Here is a 20,710-nt window from a genome sequence, read left to right as displayed (position 1 = left end):
TTATATTTTTGCGTATTCTTCTTGTTTAACACTATCAAATTTCTCTAAAGACTCTACGTATTCTTTCACGTGTTCTTTGTCCAAATGACCTTCTTTAATTTGTTCCATTTTAGATTGCTCACTTGCACTCTTCAGTAACAGTTTCACCTCTGCAATTGCAATAGAAGGTAATACTCTTAAGAATAAAAGGAACAAGGTAAAGAACACTCCGATTGAGCCTACAAAGACACCCACATCTACCCATGTTGGATAGAACATCGCCCAACTTGAAGGGATATAATCACGGTGTAATGAAGTCACGATAATTACGAAACGTTCGAACCACATACCAATGTTTACCACGATAGATAAAATCCAGGTTGCTGCAATACTGGTACGGATCTTTTTGAACCAAAGTAACTGAGGAGAGATTACGTTACACGTCATCATCATCCAGTATGCCCACCAGTATGGTCCTGTTGAACGGTTAATGAAGGCGTATTGTTCATATTCTGAACCTGAGTACCAGGCAATGAAAAACTCAGTGATGTAAGCTACACCTACAATCGATCCTGTTAGAATGATGATCTTATTCATCGATTCAATGTGGAACATGGTGATGTAGTTTTCAAGACCTAATACTTTACGAGCGACTAGTAGTAATGTTAATACCATCGCGAATCCGGAGAAGATCGCCCCTGCTACGAAGTATGGAGGGAAGATCGTAGTATGCCATCCTGGAATTACCGAGGTTGCAAAGTCCATAGATACAATCGTGTGAACCGAAAGTACCAATGGTGTAGAAATACCTGCTAAGATGATACATACTGCCTCAAAACGCTGCCATGTTTTTACGTTACCAGACCACCCAAAAGAAAGGATAGAATAGATTTTACGTCTTGTTCCTACTGCACGGTCACGGATCGTCGCGATATCAGGCAATAAACCTGTGTACCAGAATAAAAGTGATACGGAGAAGTAAGTAGAGATCGCAAACATATCCCAAACTAATGGAGAGTTAAAGTTTACCCATAGCGATCCGAATTGATTCGGTAATGGAAGTACCCAGTAAGCCAACCATGGTCTACCCATGTGAGATACTACATACGTCGCGGCGCAGATTACGGCGAAGATGGTCATCGCCTCTGCAGAACGGTTAATGGAATTCCTCCAGTTCTGTCGGAAGAGTAATAGTACCGCAGAGATCAGTGTTCCTGCGTGACCAATACCTACCCACCAAACGAATCCGGTGATGTCCCATGCCCATCCAACTGTTTTATTTAATCCCCATGCACCGATACCAAACCAGAAGGTATATCCAACGGATACCAACCATAGTGTGGCACCACATAGTGCGAGTATAAATCCTATCCACCATGCCTTGTTAGGCTTGTTCTCAACTGGCATTAGAATATCATTCGTAATCTTTGCATACGTGATATCATTGCCGGTGATTAATGGCTCTCTTAATATTGATTCCTTATGTCCTGACATAATTTATTTTCTTTAATATCAGCTTACGCTTGTACTGTTGTATCTGTGTTTCTAATTTTTGTCATATAACCTATACCCGGTTGTACGTTGATCTCTTCCAATACATAGTAAATACGCTCACTACGTAATGCTTTAGATACTTCCGACTCAGGATCATTGGCATCGCCAAAGATGATCGCATTTGCCGAACACGCCTGCTGACATGCCATTTTGATATCACCGTCTTTTAATGGACGTTTTTCAATCTTAGCAGTTAATTTACCAGCTTGGATACGTTGGATACACATAGAACATTTCTCCATAACACCTCTTGAACGAGCAGTTACGTCAGGGTTAAGTACCAGCTGAGTAAATTCATTGTTCAGATAGTTGTCGAAACGAGAGTCATTCCAATAGTTAAACCAGTTGAAACGACGCACTTTATACGGACAGTTGTTCGCACAATAACGTGTACCTACGCAACGGTTATAAGCCATGTGGTTTAAGCCGTCCGAAGAGTGTACCGTTGCCAATACCGGACAAACCGTCTCACATGGAGCATGGTCACAGTGCTGACAAAGCATTGGCTGGTGAACTACAGATACATTATCAAGGTTGTCTAAATGAGCAATTTCTTTCTCTTTAGTTACCGCATTGATACCAGTACCATGAGCGTCATGTCCGCCTTCTGCATGTGCATCACCTTCTACATTAAAGCTGTAATAGCGGTCGATACGGATCCAGTGCATTTCTCTGCGCTTACGAACCTCTTCTTTACCTACAACAGGAATGTTATTTTCTACGTTACAAGCCACAATACAAGAACCACAACCTGTACAAGCATTCAAATCGATTGCCATCACCCAGTTGTTACCTGGTTTCTCATAAGCCGGCCATAAATCGTAAGTTTTATGTTTTGCATGGTCATTACCTGAACCTGCAGCTGGATTCTTTTTGTATTCTGTGAAAGTAGCTTCACGAATGATGTTTCTTCCTTCGAAAGAGTGGTGCGTTTGTGTCTGCGCCAATTCTTCTCTGCGACCTGTTCCAGTTAACTGAACCGTAGTTGCATATTTAGAAGTACCATTGCTGAAACTTACAAAAGGATAAGCATTTTTACCTACATTATTTCCAGCTTTACCAGTCATCGTTCTACCAAATCCTAAAGCGATTGAAGCAGTTCCTTGAGCTTGTCCTGGCTGAATCAGCACAGGTAAGTCAATAGTATAACCGTTTGCTGCTTTTACAGATACGATATCGAATTCTTTGTAACCTAATTTCTCAGCGAACTTAGGGGCAATAGCAATGTAATTGTCCCAGGTTACTTTCGAAACCGGATCTGGCAATTCTAATAAGAAAGCGTTGTTACCATGTCTACCATCGCGCATTGATGCACTTTCATAAACTTGTAATTCGATATCTTTTGCTAATGATTTGCTGTTATTTAAAATGGTAGGAATTACTGCTGCTAATGACAAGCTGAAGTTATAAGCTCCAGCTGGTTTAGCACCCGCAATGAATACACCAGTTTGTAATACTTCTTTCCAGGTTTTACCGAATAAAGGAAGGATGTTTTTATCCCAGTTGTTACGCACATACTGGTAGTAATCTTTAACCGCGTTATCAGACCAGATCAATAAACTCTCTTCTGCCTGACGGGTATTGAATACTGGATTGATAGTTGGCTGAACGATAGAGTAAACGCCTTCGTAAGCACTTGCATCACCCCATGACTCTAAATAGTTATGGTTAACTGCAATTACATCACATAAGCTGGCAGTCTCATCTTTACGATCTGCGAAAGATACTTTTAAAGCTACCTTAGCCAATGCATCAGCAAAAGCTTTCGCATTTGCTACATCATAACCAGGGTTAGCATTTAAGATGAATACCGCAGCAACTTCTCCTCTGTTCATTTCATTGATAAACTCAGCAAATTCTGCATCGTTACCTGCGTAACGTTTACAAGGATTGTCTAAGTCGATCGTTGTACCATAACTGCCGATTGCAGAGTTGATCGCATTGACCAGAATCTGAGTAGATACGTCATTTGAACCTGAAACTACTAATGCTTTTCCTTTGTTTTGCAACAATTCTTTAGCCACCAACTTAATTGCTTTATCAGCAGTTACGTTATTTGGCAAGCTAGCACCAGCTAAGTTATTTCCAGTAATGGTATTATATAAGGTAATTAATGCAGGTCCCTCTTCTGATAGTTTAACCGGCACACGCGTATCAGCGTTAGTACCTGTTACACTCATACCAGCTTCGAACTGGAAGTGACGTGACATTTTACCAGCCTTTAAAGACTTATGATTTCTATTCGCAACATACTGGGAAGTGAATTCTTCACCGCTGATCCAGGTAGACAAGAAGTCTGCACCGAAACTTACGATCAGGTCAGCTTTGTCAAATCTATATTGTGGAACTACTGCTTTACCAAAGCTATTCTCATTTGCTTTGATAATACCAGTATATGATACTGCATCGTATTGTACATGCTTAGTATTAGGGTACGCAGCAGCAAAGTCAGCAATTACTCCTTTAGTAGAAGGACTGCTTACTGTAGAAGAAACCACACGGATTTTCTTTCCTGATGCCTGAGCTTTATTTAATTCGCCTTTTACAAACTCATCAATCTTAGCCCATGATGCTTTTTCATCATCCTTTAAAACAGGACCATGTAATTTAGAAACATCATATAGATCTAAAACAGAAGCTTGCGCCTGTGCATCAGTACCTGTATTGAATACTCCTGAATTAGGGTTTGCGTCAATTTTAATTGGACGTCCCTCTCTGGTCTTCACCAATACACTCTGTCCATTGAAACTTGACACATAGTAATTCGGAATACCCGGAACTACCTCTTCAGGTCTGATGACATAAGGGATTGATTTATGAACCGGAGCGGTCTGACAAGCTGCAAGCGTTACCGCTCCCAGGCCGAAGCCTAGTGCTTTCAAAAAGTCCCGGCGCGGGGTTACCGTACTTAACCCTGCTTCATTTAAAACATCTTCTATTGGAAGGGGCTCAGCAAATTCGTTTTTGTTGTTTTCAACAAAATCGGGAGTGTTTTTATACTCCTCTAAGCCTTTCCAGTATTTTTTATTGCTTTCCATTTAAGCTATATTACTGTTTATCGAACGTTCTTATTAAACTCTTATTAATAGTGGCACTTACCACACTCTAAACCACCCAATAATGCTGGTGTGATTTTTTCGCCTTTTTTGATTTTCTCATGGGCTTCAATCACTTTCGTATAGAAAGCATTGTCTTTACCTGAAATCTCAGCGTCTTTATGGCAATTGATACACCATTTCATCGTTAGCGGAGAGAACTGATAAACTTCTTCCATGGTATTCACCGGACCGTGACATGCAAAACATACCGGCTCATTTGGCTGAAGACCTTTTTGTTTTCTGATCGCTTCCTCACCTACTACTACGTGTTGAGAGTGGTTGAAATAAGCAAAATCAGGAAGGTTGTGTACACGAATCCATTCTACTGGTTTCTCTTTAGACTTGTCGTAAGTCAAAGTTGCTGGATCGTAACCGATCGCAGTATAGATCTTTTGGATCTCAGGAGAGATTTCACCGTTGTACTTCTCAGTAGCCTGTACCGATTTGTGACAGTTCATACAAACATTCACAGATGGAATAGAAGCATTTTTAGATTTAAATGCACCTGAGTGACAGTACTGACAATCGATCTGATTTGTCCCAGCATGTAATTCGTGAGAGAACTTAATCGGTTGTACCGGCTGATATCCTGTGTGTACACCTGTATTCCACATCCCCATCCATCCGAATGAACCTAAGCTCACGACTAAACATAGAATAAAGAAGAATACAAATTTCTTGTTTTTGAATAATCTGCGAACACCTACTACTAAAGAAACGTTGTCTTCTTCTGTAAGTACAACACCACGTTTCTGTAAGATCAGACGCTCTAACATTTTAATCGCACGTCCTAGTACCACTAATACCGCAATCGATATTAATATAATAGCAACGATACCTGCGATAGAAAAATCAGATACACCTGTGTCAGCAGTTGCTGTAGTTGCTGCCGCATCACCTTCTTTCTTAGGCTCGCCCGCTTTAGCGTAAGCGATAACGTTTTTAATTTGGTCGTCTGTTAACGTAGGAAACGTCGTCATCTCCGATGGAGAGAACTTCGCTGCCTCAATCGCTTGCTTATCGCCAGCATCAACTAAAGCTTTCCAGTTCCTTACCCATTTGATGGTAAAGGCTTCGTCTAGCTCGTTCATTTTGGCAGTTAAAGCCGGACCTGTACTGTTACGGTCTAATTGGTGACAAGAAGAACATTTATCTTTAAATATTTTTCTTCCCTCCACTACATCTTGCGCTTGTGTTGCAGAAACGATTAAAACAGATAGAGCCGTGAACATGAATGCCGACTTCCAAACTCTTCTAATGATCAATGAGATATCCCTCATAATGAGTATTTTATGCTATTTTTTAAAAAACTTGTAAACCGCCTTTGGCAATCGAACTTAGGTTCTACACCAAAACGTCCACAAAAGTAAAATTTATTAACTTACCAATGACAAATAAATGACAGTAAATACAATTTATAATCAATCTAAATAGTTCGTTTTTGGGGCTTTAAACGAGGAAAATCAGCAATTTTCAAAAAACTGCTGATTCTTCTCAGCCAACCTCACATTGACAATATTTGTAAATTCAATTTACATTTTTAATATCCATGCAAAGATCAGTGGCGCAACGATTGTCGCATCTGATTCTACAATGAACTTTGGCGTGTTGATATCTAATTTACCCCAAGTGATTTTTTCATTCGGTACTGCACCTGAATAAGATCCATAAGAAGTAGTTGAATCAGAAATCTGACAGAAATAGCTCCAGAATGGAATATTCTCCATTTCCATATCCTGATACAACATCGGAACCACACAAATTGGGAAGTCACCCGCAATACCTCCACCAATCTGGAAGAACCCGATGCCTTTACCAGAACTGTTCTTAATGTACCAGTCTGCTAAATATCCCATATATTCAATACCACCTTTTACTGTAGTTGCTTTAACTTCACCTTTCATCACATAAGAAGCAAAGATGTTACCCATCGTTGAATCTTCCCATCCTGGTACTACAATCGGCAAGTTCTTCTCTGCTGCTGCAAGCATCCATGAGTTTTTAGGATCAATCTCATAGTATTGCTCTAAATCACCGCTCAATAACATTTTGTACATGAATTCATGCGGGAAGAAACGCTCTCCAGCATCTTCTGCATCTTTCCAGATTTTATTGATGTGTTTTTGCAACCTACGGAAAGCCTCTTCTTCAGGAATACAAGTATCAGTTACCCTGTTGTAATGGTTTTCTAAAAGATCCCATTCATCCTGTGGACTTAAATCACGGTAGTTAGGCACTCTTTTGTAATGCGAATGCGCAACCAGGTTCATAATGTCTTCTTCCAGGTTGGCACCAGTACAAGAAATAATCGAAACTTTGTCCTGACGGATCATTTCAGCTAATGAAATCCCTAGCTCAGCAGTACTCATCGCTCCTGCAAGGGTAATCATCATCTTACCACCTTCATCCAAATGTGTTTCGTATCCTTTAGCCGCATCCATCATAGCTGCCGCATTAAAATGGAGATAATTCGTCTCCATGAATTGCGAGATAGGTCCTCTTGTTGTACTCATTTTTGATTAATTTATGTTGTTGCCGCAAAAATAGGCAAATATTCGTAAAGGACTAATCCTAACCCTGCTTTAAAACAGAAAGCCATCAAATACTGGCGCTAATCTTGCTATGGGATCGCCAGTAACAAAATTTATATAAATCTTTCCCTATTTTAGGCCAATGAAGAGAATTTCGCTTTGCATCACGATCCTGATCATTACCGTCACCAATGCATCCGCACAAAAGAAGTTTATTAAACGATACTTATCAGAAAAAACGGATAGCTCACGCAGAGCGAGCTTTATGCCAGTGCCCATTTTCCGGTATGCTCAGGAAATCGGAGCAGAATTTGGCCTTGGCGCATTATATTCAACTTACCTGGATAGAAAAGACAGCACCAACCGCAGCTCCAACTTTTCAGGAGTCGCCTCTGTATCCACCAAAGGACAGTACAACTTTTCCTTAAAGAGCGATATCTGGACTAAAGGCAACGAATATCATTTCATCTCTGAGTTTAGATTTAAAAGAATGCCTTTCGACTTTTTCGGAATCGGCAATGAAACTCTATTTGCAGATAAAGACAGATTAATTCAACGCCAGTCGAGGGTGATGCTCGAAGCAGAAAAAAGATTATTACCGCATGCCTATACCGGACTCTCCCTGGGATTTGAAAACTATAATTTCAAAGACGAAATCGTAGGAGGCCTGTTTAACACAGCTCCTGACCTCTTTCAGAGATCAGGCGGAAACGTAGCCTATATAGGTTTGTCACAAAGCTACGACACCAGAAATTCCAACAATTACCCTACTAAAGGTTTCCTTGGCCGGATTGCCTACCAATATGCCCCAAAGCTCTGGTCAGGCGAAAGCTTCAGCGGAAGTGTCATCAGAGCAAACGTCAGAAACTTCTGGTCGCTCAGCCCTAAATTCGTTTTAGGCGTCAATGCTTTATTCCATACCATACAAGGAAAGAAGATCCCTTTCTATCTGTTACCGCAAATGGGGAATGATGAAATGATGAGGGGATATTATACCGGACGTTATCGCGATCAGAACTTATTGGCTGGACAAACAGAATTGCGCTACCGGTACAACAACCGTTTCGGAGCAGTCATCTTTGCCGGAACCGGACAAGTTTTTGCCAATGGCAATTTTTCGATGAAAAGCTTCAAGCCTTCTTATGGAATGGGAGGAAGATATTTCTTTGATCCGGAAAAAGGACTAAGTGTTCGCATGGATTATGCTGTAGGAGAAAAACGCAGCAACGAAAAACGCCAGAGCGGTTTCTATTTCACCCTGGCTGAAGCATTCTAAAAAAGAATTTAAAACTTAATCTTAAAATGTTCTTTTGCCTGTCCTTTTTTAAAGTAAACCAATCCGATCCAAAACAGATCTATGGTTACCGTAACATCAGGATGTCGCTTAATCTCTTCCCAGGCTTCTTTCATCCCTTCACTCCAATAAATATCATCAAAGATCAATAGTGAACCTTCATGTACTTTCGGCAAACACCAGTTGAAGTAATGGAGGGTCGCATCCTTTCTATGGTTCCCATCTATATAAACAAAATCCAACTGATCTGCCTGTGCGATTAAATCAGGCAGTAAGGCATCAAAATTCCCAACCCTTAACTCTACATTCTCGAGTTCCAGATCCACAAAGTTCTTGTAAGCTACTTTTGCTGTTTCAGGGCATCCTTCTATCGTAATGATATCTGCCTCAGGACAAGCTTTGGAAAGGTAAGCGGTAGTCAGCCCTAAGCAAGTACCCAGTTCTAAAATATGGTTTGGCTGGTTTTCTTTCGCAAGGCGATAAATCAACTGTGCCAACCTAGGGCTCTTTAAAGCATTTTTTGCAATCTGCTGTACCTTTTTAGTACGGTTCTTATTCAAATGAGAACCTGCACCGAGGTCGGTCACCGTAATTAAAGAATCGTCATTTAAAAGTTTTTTTCTTTGCGCTTCAATGCTTTTATAATCACTTTTAACGTTAAAATCGTAAATTACCTCATCTGTGAGCTTATAAACGAAAGGAGAATGAGTACCATGTCTGCTTTTTGAAGTCAATCGGTGCTTTAGATAGTCGCTGATAAAGTTGAAAACCATAGCTACAAAAATAAGCAATCACATGATTCTAAGTTGCATGTTTAATGGAAAATAGTAAAGAAATAAGTGCATTGGTCAAATTGTTGGACGATCCCGATCCGGAGATCTTCGAACATATTGAAAAACGCCTGCTGGAGTATGGACAAGAGGTGGTTCATTTTCTTGAAAATGCATGGGAAGAATCTTTGAATACCCTGTTGCAGGAAAGGATTGAGAATGTCATCCACAAAATCCAGTTCAAAAGTGTAAAAGAAGACCTGAACCTCTGGTATCAAAGTGGTGCTTTCGATCTCCTGCAAGGTGCATTGGTAGTGAATAGGTATCAATATCCAGATCTTGATGAGGAAAAGATCAAATTTCAGATGGAAGAAATGAAAAGAGAAATCTGGGTTGGACTGCAATATGAAATGAGTTCTATTGAAAAAATCAAACTCATTAATCATGTATTCTATAATGTATATGGCTTCAGTGGAAACACAAAAAACCACCATGACCCTCAAAACTCTTACCTCAACCAAGTACTGGACAGTAAAAAAGGAAATCAGATTTCTTTAGCCATCATCTATTCTACGATTGCCCAGAAACTGGATATTCCGGTATATGGCGTCAATCTGCCGCAGCATTTTATATTGGGCTATATTGATGAAAGCAAAAGAGAAGACCATGAATTTGGCGTGTTATTCTATATCAATGCCTTTAACAAAGGTGCCATCTTCGGTAAACATGATGTAGACCAGTTCCTTCGTCAGCTGGGGCTAGATCCTATGCCCGGATTTTATGCGCCATGCAGTAATGTAGAAATCATCAGAAGAATCATCAGAAACCTGATCTCCTCTTATGAAAACTTAGGTTCCACAGAAAAGGTAGCAGAATTGAAAGAACTGCAGGATATTATTGACAACAGCAACCTCTAACCTAGATTATTTTATTGGCTTTCATCCAATTGACCAGGCGGTCAAACCATTGGTCCTGCGTCGTCTTATTGTTTAATCCGAAACCATGTCCACCAGCTTGATATAAATGAAGCTCGGCCTTATTCCCTGCTTTTACCATCGCGCGATTAAAAGAAATACTGTTCTCAACAGGAACAGATTGATCATCATTTGCATGTACTAAAAAGGTAACCGGTGTTTCCGCATCTACATGACGCTCATTAGAAAAATATTCCTTCTGCGCATAGGTAGCGTCCGGCCCGGTCAGATTTTTTGCAGAACCGGTATGCGGCGACTCCAGAAGAGAGATCACCGGATAAATTAACACCGAGAAATCGGGACGAAGACTCAATCCTTCTTTATTCTCAACTTTGACATCCTTATAATGTACTGTCAACGTAGAAGCCAGATGGCCACCTGCAGAAAAGCCCATAATTCCTATTTTCGCAGGATCAATATTATATTTCGCGGCATCTTTCCTGACCAGATAAATCGCCTGTTCTGCGTCCTGTAAAGGACCGAACGACTTATCCACCATAATTGCATCATCTGGCAAACGGTATTTCAATACAAATGCGGCAACGCCGATATCATTGAAGCGTTTAGCCACATGATCACCTTCATGATTGATGGCCAGAATGCCATAACCACCCCCCGGACAAATGATCACTGCCGCACCCGTAGCTTTATCCTTCGATGGCAAAAACACTTTCAATGTGGGTACAGATACCTTACTTACCCTAATGATCCCATCTTTTCCTGTTTCAGAAAGCTCTTTATAATCCGAAGGCACAGGCTTCGATCCGGGAATTGCTCCAGGGTAAATCAATATACTTTCCTGCGCCATTGCGCTATTTGCAGTAAAAAGACCGGTCATCAGTAATACAATAAGGTATCTCATATTTAAAATTCCATTAAGTAAGCTTTCAAAAATTCGTTCAAATCTCCGTCCAATACGGCCTGGGCATTTGAAGTCTCATAATTGGTTCGTAAATCTTTCACCAATTTATAAGGATGCAGCACATAATTTCTGATCTGCGATCCCCATTCAATCTTCTTTTTAGAGCCTTCAATTAAAGCCGTTGCTTCCATGCGCTTGCGCATTTCCGCTTCATACAACTGCGATTTCAGCAAGCGCATTGCATTCTCTTTATTCTGCAGCTGTGAACGTGACTCCTGGTTTTTAATGACAATTCCAGAAGGCTTATGGTACAGCCTTACGGCAGTTTCCACCTTATTCACATTTTGTCCACCAGCACCACCGGAACGGAAAGTCTCGAATTCAATTTCTGAATCCTTCACTTCAATCTCAATCGTATCATCCACTAGTGGATATACATATACGGAAGCAAAAGAAGTATGCCTGCGGGCATTGGAATCAAAAGGTGAAATGCGCACCAAACGGTGCACGCCATTCTCCCCTTTAAGATAACCATAAGAAAAGTCTCCGGCAAATTGAAGCGTAACGGACTTTATACCGGTCACCTCCCCTTCCTGTGAATCCTGTTCTGTGACCTTATAGCCATTCTTCTCTCCCCACATGATGTACATACGCATCAGCATGGCTGCCCAATCACAGCTCTCCGTACCACCGGCACCGGCAGTAATCTGCATGACTGCATGCAGCTGATCTTCCTTACTGCTCAGCATGTTTTTCAGTTCCAGTTCTTCCACCATATTTAAACAGTTGTTATACTGTTCCTGCATTTCTTCCGCAGTGGCATCACCAGATTGGAGAAATTCAAACATCACTTCTGTATCTTCCAGTTCTTTGTTTACCGCTTGCCAGGCATCAGTCCATACTTTCTTAGAATTGATTCCTGCCAAATGTTTTTCTGCTTTTTTAGGATCATCCCAAAAATCAGTTTGCAGGGTCAGCTCCTGCTCAATATAAATTTCCTCAAGACGTGTTTCTACGTCAAAGATGCCTCCTCAGCGACGCTACTCTGTCCCTTAAATCCTGAATTTGTTCTTTTGTCATAATCACAAATATATAATAATACAAAGAGGTTCTGTCCCTGTTTTCAAAAACAAGCACAGAACCCCTTTAAACCTCTTCTTTTACTAACTAAAAAGTCCTTTTAGCTTATCCACTATACCAGGTTCCCCTTCTTTTCCAGGCTCGCCGCTGCCGCTGAACAAATTCGTCAGGTCCGACAACTGGAACTTCCCGTCAGGCCCTGAAATTTTCGTCAGCATATCCTGAAGATTAAAAGAACTGTCGTTCGGATCATTTGTCTTACTCACCAGCTTATCCATGACTCCCGGAATAATTGAAGCAGCAATGGCTTTCGCCGAATCCAGGTTGATGCCCATCCCAGACAGCTTGTCGATAAAGCCAGAAGAAGCGTCCTTTACTACCGAAGAGTTGGCTACATCTCCACCTTTAAAGGCATCTACAAGATTACCAATATTTCCCGACGACAATTGTTGTTTCAAGGAGTCAAAAATAGAACCGGAGGCCGCTTGAATCGCTGCCTCATTCTGCTCATTTGGAATGTCGGAATTGTTCACAATGGCATCCTGAGCGCTTTGTTTAACCAGTTCATTCAAATTTTCTAACATAAAATTGTTTTTCTAGGTGATGTACCAATATTAGTCTACTAAATATAACCAATTAAAATGATCCCTAAATCAAAAAACTATCCTTATTTTTTCAAATTCATGTAATCAAGTGCCAGGTTACTAAGCGCTTCCACGCCCAATCCAAATCCACTCTCATCGATAAAGAAATCTGGCGTATGGTGTGATGGTGCTTTTAATGGATCTTGTCCTTTAGGCATTCCGCCGAGGAAAATAAATAACCCAGGAACCTTTTCCTGATAAAATGAGAAGTCTTCAGCTCCGGTTACCGGCGGCTTTAATTTCACATGTGCTTTACCAGCAGTTGCCTGTAAACTAGGCAACATTTTTTCTGTCAAGGCCACATCATTAAAAGTAACCGGATAATGGTTGCTGTATGGAATTTTTACTTCTGCTGTTCCACCACCTGCCTCTGCGGTTTTTTTAGCGATCGTCGTCACCCTTTCAATAAACATCGCTTCATCTTCTTTAGAAAAGTTGCGGATCGTACCAATCATTTCCACTTTTTCCGGGATAATATTAGAACGAATCCCTCCATTGATCGCGCCAATCGTAACAACACCTGGATTTTCCGTCACATTCAGGTTCCTACTCACAATCGTCTGCAGGTTATTCACAATTTGTGCAGAAATCACAATCGGATCAATGCTGCTCCATGGATAAGCACCGTGCGCCTGTTTGCCGGTCACCGTAATCTTCAAATCATTCACTGCGGCCATAATTCCTGCCGGACGGTAGGTAATATCGCCTACCGGTGTTTGTGAATTGATGTGTAAACCAAAAATCACCTCCACTTTCGGGTTTTCCAATACGCCTTCTTTCACCATCAATGCAGCACCGCCTTCTTCCCCCTCAGGAACGCCTTCTTCTGCGGGCTGAAAAATAAATTTCACCGTACCTGGAATGTCTTTTTTCATGGAGGCCAATACCTCTGCCACACCCATTAAAATCGCCACATGGCTATCATGACCGCAAGCATGCATCACGCCTACTTCCTGCCCATTATACATCGTTTTCACTTTAGATGCGAAAGGCAAATCAACCCGTTCTGTTACCGGTAAACCGTCCATATCTGCCCTTAACGCAACTACTGGCCCTGGCTTCCCACCTTTGAGAATTCCAACAACACCAGTTTTCGCTACACCAGTCTGCACCTCAATTCCTAAAGACTTTAAGTGTTTTGCCACCAAAGCTGCAGTTCTGTTTTCCTGATTGCCCAATTCCGGATGCTCATGCAAATCCCGACGCCAGTCTACCACCTTTTGACTAATGCTCAAAGCCTTTTTTGAAACCTCAGGTCTCAGATTTTGCTTTTGCGCAAACGCATTAGCTCCAAATAAAACCAACAGTATAAAGTAAAATCTTTTCATAAACCTATTTTTTATACGTTAAATATAAGATAATGAGCGGATATTCATTTGGAATAGAAATATTATTATAAACTCCTACATTTACAGAAATACTCATATGATGCTACCAACGATAAACTTTACAGAAACCGCAGCTTATAAATACTTGACCGATCATTTTATCGGTATCAACGAAAAAAGCTTAAAGGATCTTTTTACGGATGATGCTTCCCGTTTTGAAAAATTCTCGATACTATTTGAAGACATCCTTGTGGACTATTCAAAGAACAGAATTGACGATACTACGATGGCTTTGCTGATGCAACTGGCCAGAGAGTGTAAATTGGATCAGGCCATTAAAGCCATGTTCAGCGGAGAGAAAATCAACCAGACAGAAGGCCGACAGGTACTTCACATTGCTTTACGTAACCAGGGCAGTACGCCGATTCTTGTAGATGGCAAAGATGTCATGGAAGAGGTAAACAAAGTACTGGAAAAAATGGATAAATTTAGTCAGGCCATCATCTCCGGATCATGGAAAGGCTACACCGGCAAAGCGATCACAGATGTAGTGAACATCGGTATCGGTGGTTCTGATTTAGGTCCGGTAATGGTTACAGAAGGCTTGAAAGCTTACAAGAATCATTTAAATATGCATTTCGTGTCCAATATTGACGGCACACACCTTGCGGAAACCCTAAAAAATGTAGATCCGGAAACGACCTTATTCCTGGTTGCTTCTAAAACTTTTACGACACAGGAAACCATGACCAATGCCAATAGTGCAAAGGACTGGTTCTTAAATAGCGGCGCAGCACAGGCCGATGTAGCCAAGCATTTTGCCGCATTGTCTACCAACGCAAAAGATGTTGCAGCGTTTGGAATTGACACCGATAACATGTTCGAATTCTGGGACTGGGTAGGTGGCAGATATTCTTTATGGAGTGCGATCGGCCTTCCCATTGCTTTAAGCATTGGTTTCGACAACTTCAAGCAATTACTTGCGGGTGCACATGCTGCAGATACTCATTTTGAAAATGCGGAATTTGAAAACAATGTGCCAGTCATCCTGGCTTTAATTGGCATCTGGTACATCAATTTCTTTGATGCAGAAACTCAGGCCATCTTACCTTACGACCAATATATGCACCGTTTTGCCGCTTATTTCCAACAAGGAGATATGGAAAGTAATGGTAAACATGTAGACCGTAATGGCAATGATGTAACCTATGAAACAGGACCGATCATCTGGGGAGAACCTGGAACCAATGGACAGCATGCTTTTTATCAGCTGATTCACCAGGGTACCCGTTTAATCCCATGCGATTTCATCGCACCTGCGCAAAGCTTAAACCCACTCGGCGATCATCACCCGATCTTATTGTCAAACTTCTTCGCTCAGACAGAAGCCTTGATGAATGGCAAAACCAAAGAACAGGTGGTTGCAGAACTGGAAAAAGAAGGCAAAAGCAAGGAAGAAATAGAGCAACTGGCACCATTCAAAGTTTTCGAAGGAAACAGACCAACCAACTCTATTCTTTTGAAAAAAGTAACACCATTTAGCCTGGGTAGTCTGATCGCTATTTACGAACATAAGATCTTTGTTCAGGGCATCATCTGGAACATCTTCAGTTTCGACCAATGGGGTGTAGAACTGGGCAAGCAGTTGGCCAAAAGCATTCTTCCGGAACTAGAAGGAGATCAAGAAGTTCAATCTCACGATGCTTCTACAAACGGTTTGATCAACCAGTATAAAAGCTGGAGATAAATACCAAAAAAATAGCGCTTGGAATTAAACCTTTTAGGCGCTATTTTGTTCTAACCAAATAAAAAGGATATGATCATGAGCGCATTTAAAAAATTGTTAGCACTTCTTATTGTTTTCTCTAGTGTGCAGGTAATGGCACAAACAGATAAAGCAACCACCGCCAAATTAGTCGCCGACAAGCATCTGGTGTTTGACGCGACCTCTGCGACTCCTATGGCGAATGCTGATTTGAATAAAATAATGAGCAGAATGCCTGGTGGTATGGGTGGCGGTATGATTCAACTTACCGGATCTCAATATCAACTGATCATCAACAAGGATAGCGTAGAAGCTTACCTGCCTTATTATGGAAGAGCATATAATTCTACCATGAATCCAGATGATTCAGGTATAAAATTTAAGTCTAAAAAATTCGATTATAAAACCACTGCGAAGAAAAAAGGAGGATGGATCATTGACATTACTCCTAAAGACACCAAAGATGTACGCATGTTATCTTTAAGTGTCTCTACAAGCGGTTATGCGACTTTAAATGTGATCAGCATGAACAGGCAGCCGATTACTTTTAATGGGGTCATTGCTGAACCTAAGAAAGCAGAATAAGAAGAAGAATTGCAACGAAAAAAGCCGTCATATCGAGGATATGACGGCTTTTTTTATCACAAAAATTTAAGGCTTAGGAACCAGATTCACTTGGAATAGATGCGGCCATTTTTTGCCTGTAACGAATAAACGTTTACCCGACTTATCCCAGGCAATGCCATTCAGTACATTGTTTGCAATATCTACTTCATCTTTATAGTATCCTGCTGGCAGCAATCCGGTAAAATCAATTTCTTTCTCAATCACGCCTGTTGCCGGATCAATCACCACCACTACATTTTTCGTGTAGACATTGGCATAAATTTTACCATCAATATATTCCAGCTCATTTAACTGTGGTACCGGACCATAGTTGTTGTAAACTTCAATAAAGCCTTCTTCTTTATAATTATCTTTATTCAGGAACCAGATTTTGTTAGTACCATCAGATTTGTATAATCTGGTACCATCAAAGCACAATCCCCAGCCTTCCATGCTCGATTGATAAGGAAAAGTAGCTTGCTGCGTCAATGATTTCGCGTCAAAGACCAAGCCCAATCTGTTCTGCCAGGTCAGCATTACAATCCTATCACCTACTAAACTAGAGCCTTCCCCAAAATACTGATCATCCAGTTTGGTTTGCTGTAAGATTTTCCCGGTAGGTACATCAACCCACCTCACAAAAGAATGCTGCTCCTGACCAGTACTTTCCAAAAAGCGGCCATCGTGGTATTCCAATCCCTGCGTATAAGCAGCGGTATCATGAGGTAAAGTCTTAATTACTTTATAACCGTATTGCGAAGGCGTTACAGCCGACTTCAACTCAAAGTTTACCGTTAACGTATCTTTCTTTCCATCTTCCTCTATAACGGCTGTAATGAGCTTATAGCCCAAACTTAAACCTGTAGTCGAAATTGCCACCGGATCTGCGTTGTTTTTCGTCGCTACGGGCTTTCCATCCAGGGTATATACCGCAGAAGTAATGTTGCTGCCCGAAGGAACTTCCAAAGCTACTTTCACCTCCGTTCCCAAAGGAAAACTCTGCCCTTGTTCAGGGGATTTAAAACTAACACCGGTTCCTACCGGTGCACTATTCTTACAGGAAATAACCATCGAAACGCTCCATAATAAGCAGGCCGATAGGGCTAATTTAGATAAACTCATCATTTTTTTAACTTGGCCAGAATGCATCTTCAATGTGATTAATTTTATAACTATTTTTTTGCTCAAAAGTAATGGCAATAATATCAAAACGGATTTCGCCCTGATGTTGTTTTAACTCAATATAGGCCGCGGAAGCAAATTCCAATTGTTTCTCCTTTTTGCGGTCTACAAAATCTTCCGGTTCCCCGAAATCAATGCTAGTACGCGTTTTCACCTCCACAAAAATCAGGGTTCCTCCCTGATCAGCTATAACGTCAACTTCTGCCCTTGCGTATCTCCAATTCACATTTAAAATGCGGTATCCTGCATTTTCCAGATAGGTTCTGGCGATCTCCTCCCCGCGTTGGCCGAGTTCATTATGCGCTGCCATCTATTTTAAAATTACCGTTCCCAGGAACTTTGAAATCTCTCTTTCTACACTTTTCATAAACATAAAGCGCTGCATCAGAATCTCTAGATTTACCGGATCATTTTCGGCCTTAATCTCTTTAGAAATATCCGCCAGCATCCTCGCTACTTTGCCTTTTTTAAGGTGGAAAATCCCCCCAAGCACGGTTGCCTTTAAGTTGACACTTTCATCCCTAACATAAATATTGTGCTTATTGTACCAGTTTTCACTTAAAGAATATGGAGAAGTAGACAGCGTAATTGCCAGTTCTACAATATTTCGGTTTTCATTGTTAATAAACTGGCTGGCTACCGGCAGGTGGCCATTCTCTATTTCTTCATTATAGGTATCAATGATGATTTTACAAGTCGGATCGGTAAAGCTCACATCAGCTAAATTTTGCATAATGAAAGAACCGATATACATGTTATCAATCTTATCCCAGCTCACCAGCTCATGCCCATAAGCCAATAGAAGACGTACCACTTCCTGCTCCTGCAGCAAATCACTTTCTTCCGCTGCAGCTGCTTCCGCTGCTTCTGCACCAGCACCTGGGACCTCAAAAAGATTGTCGGGCGGCCCATCAGGATAAGGCTGATATTGGTTTTGATTTTGCTGTTGGAAACCCGAAGAACCTAGTCCGGAATTGCCAGCGCCTGAATTACCCGCACCAGACTTTCTGAATTTCGCCATCCTGATCTTGTTCAGTTCAGACAGCAGAATGCGCTCTTCTACCTGCAGCAGGCTGCTGCATTCCTTAATGAAAATCGAGGCCTTAATGTCATCTGGAATCTTCGCAATACTTTCTACGATATCACGGATAATCCCTGCCCTTTTGATCGGATCTGTCCCTGCTTCTTTCAGCAGGATATTCGCTTTGTAAAGAATAAAATCCTGACGATGCTCTTCAATGTATTTTTTAAACGCGCCGGAGCCTACATGGTGCATGTAAGAATCGGGATCATGGCCATCAGGGAAGGAAACAACTTTCACGTTCAAGCCTTCCTCCAGGATCATGTCTAATCCACGTAATGAGGCCTTAATCCCCGCAGCATCCCCATCATAAAGAATCGTGACATTTTCTGTGAAACGACCAATCAGACGAATCTGCTCCGTCGTTAATGAAGTACCTGAAGAGGCCACTACATTTTCAATTCCTGCCTGATGTGCAGCCAGCACATCCGCATACCCTTCTACTAAATAACAGTTGTCCGTATCACGGATGGCCTTTTTAGCATGGAACAAACCATAAAGCACATTCGACTTATGGTAAATATCACTTTCCGGTGAATTGACATATTTAGGGACATTTTTATCTGTCTTCAGCGTTCTACCGCCAAAGCCGATGATCCTGCCCGTAAAATTGTGGATTGGGAACATCACCCTGCCCCTGAAACGATCATACAGTTTGCCTTTATCATTTCTGATCGCCAGGCCTGTTTTCTCCAGGTATTCTTCTTTATGTCCAGCCGAAACGGCATGCTGAATCAAGGCATCCCAAACATCCGGCGAATAGCCCAGCTGAAACTTCTTAACGATATCTTCCCGGAAGCCGCGTTCTTTAAAATAACTCAGACCAATGGCACGCCCCTGATCTCCTGTCCACAGTTCATTGGCAAAAAAACCTGCCGCAAATTCCGAAACAATGTATAAGCTTTCCCGCGCATTCTGGGCTTCAATATTTTGTGGAGACTGTACCGTCTCCTCCACCTCAATATGGTATTTCTGAGCCAGAAACTTTAACGCCTCTGGATAAGAATACTTCTCATGGTCCATAATAAAATGGACCGAATCACCCCCTTTACCGCAACCGAAACACTTGTAAATCCCCTTCGCCACAGAAACGTGGAAAGAAGGTGTTTTCTCATTGTGAAAAGGGCAATTCCCTATCAAACTGGTACCACGTTTTTTTAAAGACACAAAATCACCAACCACTTCCTCAATGCGGACGGTCTCCATGATTTTGCTGATGGTATCCTGGTTAATCATTCTTAATACTTTTATTGATCTCTTTCTCTAATCACCTTATTTTGTCCCTCTATTTTATTTCAAGAGCGGGAGTAATACTTCTGCCAGGGTCTGATTTCCTTTATCATTCAAATGTACACCATCAGTTGTTAAAACACCCTTAGCCACATCAGATGTATTATTTTTTTCCTCGTAGGCTTTAAACAAATTCCTAAGGTCACACAGCGGCAATTTATTTTTCGCTGCCAATGCACGGATCGCTCCAGAATATTTATCCAGGTCTGCGTCCATTTCATTAGCCCCATTTTTCTTCTCCCCGATCACGGCAGGCGTACATAAAACCACCTTTGAACCGCTTGCCTGAATCTTATCGATCAATGCCTGATAAAAGGCAATGAATTTATCATAATCCGTTCCTGTACGCATTGACTGTTTATGCCATACATCATTCACGCCGACATAAATCACCACCAGGTCCGGCTTTTTTGCCAGTACATTCTCCTCCAGCCGTAAGTAAAGATCATAAACCTTATTTCCACCGATACCAGATCCAATCACTTCATATTTCAAAGGATCCAGAGATTTACGAATCAGGTCGACATAACCACCAGGCGCGACCCCCATCTGGGTGATAGAATCACCGAAAAAAATGATTTTTTTAGGTTTAAAATTCATTGCCGTCAATAGAACAAGCAGCACCATTGGTACTAGTAAGAGACTTAACTTCTGATGATATTTCATGAGTAT

At 41.3% G+C, this 20,710-nt stretch carries 17 protein-coding genes; 4 read left to right on the top strand and 13 right to left on the bottom strand.

Translation table 11 applies throughout. From position 1 onward, the window contains the following. The 4 genes from nrfD to H9X96_RS07320 all read right to left on the bottom strand — a co-directional run bounded on the left by nrfD (position 1) and on the right by H9X96_RS07320 (position 7,144). The gene (gene nrfD / locus H9X96_RS07335; protein WP_062550602.1) at positions 1-1,473 is read right to left on the bottom strand and encodes an NrfD/PsrC family molybdoenzyme membrane anchor subunit; all 1,473 of its coding nucleotides are present in this window, start codon (positions 1,471-1,473) and stop codon (positions 1-3) included. Between the two features lie 23 nt (positions 1,474-1,496). Next, positions 1,497-4,571, bottom strand: coding sequence for a TAT-variant-translocated molybdopterin oxidoreductase (locus H9X96_RS07330; protein ID WP_187665677.1), 3,075 nt, complete (start codon positions 4,569-4,571; stop codon positions 1,497-1,499). 44 nt (positions 4,572-4,615) lie between these two features. Next, positions 4,616-5,911: a cytochrome c3 family protein gene (locus H9X96_RS07325; protein WP_255431035.1), complete on the bottom strand. Its 1,296-nt coding sequence runs from the start codon at positions 5,909-5,911 to the stop codon at positions 4,616-4,618. Positions 5,912-6,163: 252 nt separating this feature from the next. After that, positions 6,164-7,144, bottom strand: a complete 981-nt coding sequence (locus H9X96_RS07320; protein ID WP_187665676.1) for a deoxyhypusine synthase family protein — start codon at positions 7,142-7,144, stop codon at positions 6,164-6,166. A gap of 160 nt (positions 7,145-7,304) precedes the next feature. Here H9X96_RS07320 and H9X96_RS07315 point away from each other — a divergent pair, with 160 nt between their 5' ends. Then, positions 7,305-8,438, top strand: a complete 1,134-nt coding sequence (locus H9X96_RS07315; RefSeq protein ID WP_187665675.1) for a BamA/TamA family outer membrane protein — start codon at positions 7,305-7,307, stop codon at positions 8,436-8,438. Positions 8,439-8,446: 8 nt separating this feature from the next. Here the strand turns inward: H9X96_RS07315 and H9X96_RS07310 are convergent, their stop codons facing one another. Beyond that, positions 8,447-9,229 carry an O-methyltransferase gene (locus tag H9X96_RS07310; RefSeq protein WP_187665674.1) on the bottom strand — a complete coding sequence of 261 codons (783 nt, stop codon included), beginning with the start codon at positions 9,227-9,229 and terminating at the stop codon, positions 8,447-8,449. 44 nt (positions 9,230-9,273) lie between these two features. Here H9X96_RS07310 and H9X96_RS07305 point away from each other — a divergent pair, with 44 nt between their 5' ends. After that, on the top strand, positions 9,274-10,143 hold the full coding sequence (locus H9X96_RS07305) for a transglutaminase-like domain-containing protein (protein ID WP_187665673.1): 870 nt from the start codon (positions 9,274-9,276) through the stop codon (positions 10,141-10,143). 1 nt (position 10,144) lies between these two features. On the opposite strand, the gene H9X96_RS07300 is transcribed toward H9X96_RS07305, so the two are convergent. The 4 genes from H9X96_RS07300 to H9X96_RS07285 form a co-directional block, all read right to left on the bottom strand. Further along, entirely contained in the window at positions 10,145-11,062 is a 918-nt protein-coding gene (locus H9X96_RS07300; protein WP_187665672.1) for an alpha/beta hydrolase, read from the bottom strand. 2 nt (positions 11,063-11,064) lie between these two features. Further along, a protein-coding gene (prfB, locus tag H9X96_RS07295; RefSeq protein ID WP_187665671.1) for a peptide chain release factor 2 occupies positions 11,065-12,142 on the bottom strand; the annotation gives its coding sequence in 2 pieces (ribosomal slippage) (positions 11,065-12,081 and positions 12,083-12,142; 1,077 coding nt in all). An 83-nt stretch (positions 12,143-12,225) separates the two neighbouring features. Further along, positions 12,226-12,726 (bottom strand): hypothetical protein, encoded by a 501-nt coding sequence (locus tag H9X96_RS07290; protein ID WP_187665670.1) that lies wholly within the window; start codon positions 12,724-12,726, stop codon positions 12,226-12,228. An 83-nt stretch (positions 12,727-12,809) separates the two neighbouring features. Then, entirely contained in the window at positions 12,810-14,114 is a 1,305-nt protein-coding gene (locus H9X96_RS07285) for an amidohydrolase (RefSeq protein WP_187665669.1), read from the bottom strand. A 100-nt stretch (positions 14,115-14,214) separates the two neighbouring features. On the opposite strand from H9X96_RS07285, the gene pgi reads away from it, so the two are divergent. Together pgi and H9X96_RS07275 are read left to right on the top strand one after the other, a co-directional pair. Then, positions 14,215-15,861, top strand: coding sequence for a glucose-6-phosphate isomerase (gene pgi, locus H9X96_RS07280; protein ID WP_187665926.1), 1,647 nt, complete (start codon positions 14,215-14,217; stop codon positions 15,859-15,861). A 75-nt stretch (positions 15,862-15,936) separates the two neighbouring features. Further along, entirely contained in the window at positions 15,937-16,464 is a 528-nt protein-coding gene (locus H9X96_RS07275; RefSeq protein ID WP_187665668.1) for a DUF4251 domain-containing protein, read from the top strand. Positions 16,465-16,530: 66 nt separating this feature from the next. Here H9X96_RS07275 and H9X96_RS07270 read toward each other — a convergent pair whose 3' ends face one another. Genes H9X96_RS07270 through H9X96_RS07255 form a run of 4 tightly spaced genes read right to left on the bottom strand, consistent with a single transcriptional unit; the run spans position 16,531 to position 20,704 of the window. Further along, positions 16,531-17,610 (bottom strand): glutaminyl-peptide cyclotransferase, encoded by a 1,080-nt coding sequence (locus H9X96_RS07270; RefSeq protein WP_255431034.1) that lies wholly within the window; start codon positions 17,608-17,610, stop codon positions 16,531-16,533. A 4-nt stretch (positions 17,611-17,614) separates the two neighbouring features. Further along, positions 17,615-17,977, bottom strand: a complete 363-nt coding sequence (locus H9X96_RS07265; protein ID WP_187665666.1) for a YraN family protein — start codon at positions 17,975-17,977, stop codon at positions 17,615-17,617. Beyond that, a complete protein-coding gene (gene dnaG, locus H9X96_RS07260; RefSeq protein ID WP_187665665.1) occupies positions 17,978-19,984 on the bottom strand; it encodes a DNA primase in 2,007 nt (668 codons plus the stop codon). Between the two features lie 54 nt (positions 19,985-20,038). Further along, positions 20,039-20,704, bottom strand: a complete 666-nt coding sequence (locus H9X96_RS07255; RefSeq protein WP_187665664.1) for an SGNH/GDSL hydrolase family protein — start codon at positions 20,702-20,704, stop codon at positions 20,039-20,041. Positions 20,705-20,710 lie beyond the last annotated feature (6 nt).

The organism is Pedobacter sp. N36a, assembly GCF_014472395.1.
In the GTDB taxonomy this organism is placed as follows: domain Bacteria; phylum Bacteroidota; class Bacteroidia; order Sphingobacteriales; family Sphingobacteriaceae; genus Pedobacter.
Note: the sequence above shows the minus strand (reverse complement) of the source record. Positions and strands in the feature narration are given on the sequence as shown.